This is a genomic window from Acetobacterium sp. MES1 (genome assembly GCF_002237635.1).
Lineage (GTDB): Bacteria > Bacillota > Clostridia > Eubacteriales > Eubacteriaceae > Acetobacterium > Acetobacterium wieringae.
Map to the genome: position 1 here is coordinate 1 of NZ_MJUY01000044.1, position 5778 is coordinate 5778.

The 5778-nt window shown below is 45.1% G+C and carries 6 protein-coding genes; all 6 read left to right on the forward strand.

What is annotated here, in order from left to right; genetic code table 11:
* The coding region (locus BI182_RS12165) for an XdhC family protein (protein WP_286808273.1) at positions 1–323 on the forward strand (323 nt) is incomplete at its 5' end.
* A complete protein-coding gene (locus BI182_RS12170) occupies positions 320–1408 on the forward strand; it encodes a DVU_1551 family NTP transferase (protein WP_286808275.1) in 1089 nt (362 codons plus the stop codon). The genes BI182_RS12165 and BI182_RS12170, both read left to right, overlap by 4 nt.
* A gap of 71 nt (positions 1409–1479) precedes the next feature.
* A complete protein-coding gene (cobC, locus tag BI182_RS12175) occupies positions 1480–2073 on the forward strand; it encodes an alpha-ribazole phosphatase (protein WP_286808277.1) in 594 nt (197 codons plus the stop codon).
* A 16-nt stretch (positions 2074–2089) separates the two neighbouring features.
* Positions 2090–4084 carry a sigma-54-dependent Fis family transcriptional regulator gene (locus BI182_RS12180; RefSeq protein ID WP_286808279.1) on the forward strand — a complete coding sequence of 665 codons (1995 nt, stop codon included), beginning with the start codon at positions 2090–2092 and terminating at the stop codon, positions 4082–4084.
* Positions 4077–5150: an XdhC family protein gene (locus tag BI182_RS12185; RefSeq protein WP_286808280.1), complete on the forward strand. Its 1074-nt coding sequence runs from the start codon at positions 4077–4079 to the stop codon at positions 5148–5150. The genes BI182_RS12180 and BI182_RS12185 overlap by 8 nt, the downstream gene beginning before the upstream one ends.
* Positions 5151–5426: 276 nt before the next feature.
* The gene (locus tag BI182_RS12190; RefSeq protein ID WP_070369802.1) at positions 5427–5714 is read left to right on the forward strand and encodes a transposase; all 288 of its coding nucleotides are present in this window, start codon (positions 5427–5429) and stop codon (positions 5712–5714) included.
* The last annotated feature ends 64 nt before the right edge of the window (positions 5715–5778 follow it).

Sequence of the window (5778 nt, forward strand, 5' to 3'; positions counted from 1 at the left end):
TGGTGATCCCGGGTTTTGAAAATATCGAAAACCAGATCAGCATCAACCAATATTCCTATGTGGTAATTGTAACCAGAGGCCATTCGGATGACAAAGATGTGTTAGCCCAGATGTTGCAAACCGAGGCCAAATACATTGGGATGCTCGGCAGCAAAAACAAACGCAATCATATCTATCAGGGGCTGCTGGAGGATGGTTTTTCATACAGCGATCTAGAGCGGGTGCACAATCCCATCGGTCTGAATATTTATGCCGATACCCCGGAGGAGATCGCCGTCAGTATTGTGGCGGAAATGATCCAAGTCAGGCGGCACCCAAATTGAGAAAGCAGAAGTGTGGCGTTATTATTATTGCGGCTGGCTATTCTTCACGGATGGATGGATTCAAGCCGCTGTTGAAATTCGGCAGGCAAACAGCGGTGGAACGGGTGGTTGCCCTTTACCAGCAGGCCGGTGTCGATCAGATCATTCTGGTTTTGGGTCATCGGGAAGATCAAATCCGCCCCTATTTTGACAATCAGCCACTGGATGTCGTGGTCAATGAGAACTTTGCTGAGGGGATGTATACCTCCATCATTACCGGCGTTGCGCACTTGAACGACGAAATTGAGGCATTTTTTATTCATCCGGTGGACATCCCGCTGGTCAAGCGGGAAACCGTGAAAGAGCTGATAGCAGCACCACAGCAGCTCAGCAAAGGCATTATCTACCCCAGTTTTTTAGGCGAGCGGGGACATCCGCCGCTGATTAATATAAAGTACCGGAGCGCGATTCTGGATAATAAACAAGGCGGTGGATTGAAGCGACTGTTAGCATTATATGAAGCCGATGCAGCGGATCTGCCTCTGATCGATGAAGCGATTTTAATGGATATGGATACCCGGGCGGATTACCAGGCGTTATTAATCTACGATGCGCTGGAAGCACCTAATTTATGCGAATGTTATGCCATATGGGAGAAGCATAAATTGCCTGAGAATATTCGTCGGCATTGTCAAAAAGTCAAACAGACAGCCACTGATTTGGTGGCTCAATTAATTGATAAAGGGGAAACCCTTAATCGACCGGTACTTCAGGCTGCCGCCCTGCTTCATGATCTCGTCAAAACCGAAAAAAACCATGCGGTAAAAGGTGGCGAGATCTTAAGAGATTTGGGTTATCCAAAAGTGGGGGCAATCATTGCTGTTCATATGGATATTTTAGTCGATGCGGATACCGCCATCACAGAAAGCGAAATCCTTTATCTGGCTGATAAACTGGTTAAAAATGATCAGCTAATCGATCTTGCGATACGAAAAGAAATGGTTCTCAACACCTATCACGATAATCCGGAAGCGCTTAAAAAAATAACCCGGCGCTATCACAATGCCGAGATTATTTTGCAGAAAATCCAAAGGATAATCGGATAAAATAGACTGATTCAGAAAATTACTAGATATAACAATCGAATCGGAAGAATACATTCAGAAAGAGTTGAGCGATGGAAACCCAGATATATTTAGTTCGGCATGGCCAGATTGAATGGAAAAGCGAAAAAGCGTATATCGGCCAATTGGATTTGCCCTTATCACCCGAAGGCGTTGCGCAGGCGGAAAAACTGCGAGAACTCTTTAAAACCATTCCCCTGGATTGTGCCTATACCAGCCCTCTCAGACGCTGTGTTGCAACTATGGACATTCTTTTAGGCGAGCGTCAAATCCCACGGTTCCGGGTTGATGCTTTCAAAGAAATAGATATGGGTGAGTGGGACGGAAAAACCTTTACAGAGATTAAAGAGCGATACCCCGGGAGCTATGAACAGCGGGGCCGGGAGCTTGATGTTTTTGCACCGCCGGCTGGTGAAAGTTTTGTAGAATTACAACAACGGGTTCTACCGGTGTTTGCCGAAGTGGTAAAAGAAAACGACTCGCAGTCGATCGTGATCCTCGCCCACGCCGGAGTCATCCGGGTTATTCTGGCAAACCTGTTCGGATTAACAATTAAAGAAGTATTCAAATGGAAGATCTCCTACGCTGGTAGTTTTAAACTATGCTATAATCAGAAAAGTGGGAAATGGATTTGCCAAAATCAATGAAAAGAGACAATTAACCATGAATAAGAATATTTACCAAAACCTTATCAAGCAATCAAAGGAGCGCTGTGCTGATTATGGAATCACCGAAGATCAGGTTTTCAGTAAAAAAATGATTGATCATTCGGAGTTACAGGCCAAGTTTTCAGAAAACAGAGATTTGATTCTGACCGCCTCACCCTATATGGAGCATCTGATGAGTATTGTCCGGGGAAATAATTTTTTTGTCTTGCTGACTGATAAAGAAGGTTGTATTTTGAATGCCATCGGTGATGAAAAAATTCTGACCGAAGCTTTTGAACTAAAAATGGTTGCCGGTGCCTATATGAATGAGGAGTGCATTGGCACCAACGCCATGTCGCTGGTAATAAAATCTGGTGAACCGGTGCAATTGTCCGGCAAAGACCATTTTATCAAGGCCTATCACCGTTGGACCTGTTCAGGCGCACCGATTCGTGATCCCAACGGCAATCTGATTGGTGCCCTCGATCTGACCGGTTACTCTGATTCGGTTCATCCCCATACCCTGGGAATGGTCATTGCGGCTTCCAACGCCATCGAAGAAATGCTCCGGGTCAAAGAATATAACCGCCTCCAGAATATGACCAATAAGCATATCAAAACGATTTTCAATTCGATGCCGGTAGCGATCCTGACCTCCGATCTGGATGGTCGAATTAAAATATATAATCAGCGGGCGATGGATTTATTCGGCAATAAATATAAACAATTGTCGGCGACCAATGTCGCAGAAATCATTGAAGAGTGGGAGAACATCAAGGAAGCGATTCATCTGGAAAAACACGTCAACCGGATTATCAATATCAAAGCCCTGCGGAATCATTTTCATTGCCAGATGACAGCTAGCCCGATTTATAACCCTCAGGATGACAGTATTGAGATTGTCTTTGTTTTAAAAGAAGATCAAACGAAAAAAATCGTCAAATCCGAACAGCCCTATTACACTTTTGACAAAATTATGGGTGCTGACAGCCATTTTGTCAGCACCATTGAGTATGCCAAAAAAATCGCCAACAATCGTTCGACCATTCTGATTTTGGGGGAGAGCGGCTGTGGAAAAGAAGTCTTTGCCCAGGCCATTCATAATTTCAGCAAACGGGTTGATGAGCCCTTTGTGGCCATAAATTGTGGGGCAATTCCCAACCAATTGATTGAATCGGAGCTGTTTGGTTATGAGGAAGGCGCCTATACTGGGGCCAAGAAAGGCGGCAACATTGGTAAGTTTGAACAGGCCAATAATGGTACGATCATGCTTGACGAAATCGGCGAGATGCCGCTTGATATGCAGACCCGATTGTTGCGGGTATTACAGGAAAACGTCATTACCCGGATTGGCAGCCAGCGCTCGATTCCCATTGACGTGCGGATTATCGCGGCAACCAATAAGGATCTCAAAAAAGAAGTTGAGCTGGGTCGTTTCCGGAAGGATCTGTTTTACCGTCTCAATGTCCTACCCCTGTATCTGCCACCTCTGCGCGAGCGCACCCACGATATTGCCATTTTATTTCAATATTTCATGAAAAATCTGTCAGCGAAATATGAAAAGCAGGAATTTGAAATTACTGAGGACAACATGCGATTACTGGAAAGTTACAGTTGGCCGGGGAATGTGCGGGAACTGGAAAATGTGGTGGAACTGATTATTAACACAGAAGCATTTCCCTATAAGTATTTTTCGGAAAATAGTGAGCAACCCAGCCCGATGGCCCAATTTGCGGCAATTGCTGGAAATTTGCCAATTGAATTGCGGGAAGAGCGACTCGAAGATCTTGATCCGGCACAGCTCGACTTATCTTATATGGAGAAAGAGCATATCAAACGGGTCTTAAAACTCTATAAGGGCAATATCAGCCAGACGGCCTCAGCTCTGGGCATCCAAAGAAATACTCTTTACAGCAAAATCAGCAAATATGAAATTCAACTTGAAATCGGTCATCGTCCCCGGGAGATCTGGTTGGACGATCGTTTCAGAAAGGGACAAGAACGTGGTTAATCCGTATCAAAAACTACTTAATGAATTGGAAAATGAAAAACAGGTGATTATGTGCACCCGGGGAGTAACAAATCCGGAAACAACGAAGCGAACAATCGAAAAATCAGTTTTGAGAAATGGCGATTTACAAACGGAACAATTTGATGAAAAAACCAGAAAAACGATCACAGCCGTTATTGATCAGGGACTGCCGAAATTTAATACCACCGAAGAGGGGGCTTTCGTCTTATATGAACCCTTTTACTCTGAAGGGCGGCTGATTATTTTGGGAGGCGGTCATATTGCCAAGCCGCTGGCCCGTTATGGGGCGGATATCGGCTTTAAGGTCACCGTTGTCGATGATCGACCGTCTTTTGCCAATGCGCAACGCTTTCCCGAAGCTAGTCGGGTAATGTGTGAAAGCTTTGACAGCTGTTTTGACCGCTTGCAGGTCAAAAACACCGACTACGTCGTTGTAGTCACCCGCGGCCATCGCCATGATGCTGTGTGCCTGCGCCAGGTGATTACCAAAAATCCCGAGTATCTGGGGATGATCGGGTCCAAACGCCGGGTTAAGGGCTTGATGGCTCAGTTTCGGGAAGACGGTTTTACGGAGGAACAACTCGCCCGGGTTTATTCACCGATCGGGCTACGAATTGGGGCGGTAACCCCGGAAGAAATTGCCATTTCGATTATTGCTGAGATCATTCAGGTGAAGCGAATGGCTCATCAACCGGAAAAAGCGGATCGGAACAATAAGACCAATCATTCCGATTTCGATTTTGAAGTGGTTAAGAATTTAGCAGAAAATGACTCTGACAAACGGGCGATTGTGACGGTCATTTCAAAAAAAGGTTCTGTTCCCCGGGGGGCTGGGGCTAAAATGATTATCTGGCCCGATGGCCGTAGCCTCGGTAGCATTGGCGGCGGCTGCAGCGAAGGCGAAGTGATCGTCGCCGCCCGGGATCTTCTGCGTGAAGAGGCCGGCTTTCTGACCATGCATGTTGATATGACCGGGGAAGTGGCTGAAGACGAGGGGATGGCCTGCGGTGGCATTATGGATGTGCTGATTGAGGTGTATCCGTAAAAATAATAATTTTTGATCATTGGTTCTTGATGAAAAACATCGAGAGCCTTTTTTTATGTCCAGATTGTAGTAATCAAAAAGCTTCAGTAAGGGTTGTGTTTCCAGAAGCCTCTGGTATATTTCTGCTTTGAAGAAGGAAAGTTGATTTAAAAATTAATTCATAATTAGAGGTTAAAAGGCATTGACTAACGTTTCGCTTTGGAGTGTTATCATAAAAGTGCAGTCCCAAATTGCAAGGAAATGAGGTAAAATAGAAATAAAAAGGACTGACTAATAATGAAAAAAATATATAGTGCCGAAGAACGCTATGAAGCGTTGAAACTGGCAAATGAGATTGGCAACAAAGCGGCAGCAGAGCGATTAGGTATAAAAATCGATACATTATACACATGGATCAGCAAAGCTAAAAATGGAAAGGTTGGTTTTTGTGATGATCCTGGGAATACCCCACTAGCAGATCCCAATCGTTTAAAGCAGCTCGAAAAAGAGCTACGGGAAGCTAAAGAAGAGATTGAGATTCTTCAGGATGCGCTTGGTTTTTTTGTCAAGCGCCGAAAGAAATAGCGAAACAGCAGCGTATGTCATATATTACCGACCGCCGGGACCGTTGGCCGGTTGCCCTGCTCTG

Bases quoted from the DNA above. Each gene is read 5' to 3' on its own strand.
- cobC (WP_286808277.1), top strand. From the start codon at position 1,480: ATGGAAACCCAGATATATTTAGTTCGGCATGGCCAGATTGAATGGAAA.
- BI182_RS12180 (WP_286808279.1), top strand. From the start codon at position 2,090: ATGAATAAGAATATTTACCAAAACCTTATCAAGCAATCAAAGGAGCGC.
- BI182_RS12190 (WP_070369802.1), top strand. From the start codon at position 5,427: ATGAAAAAAATATATAGTGCCGAAGAACGCTATGAAGCGTTGAAACTG.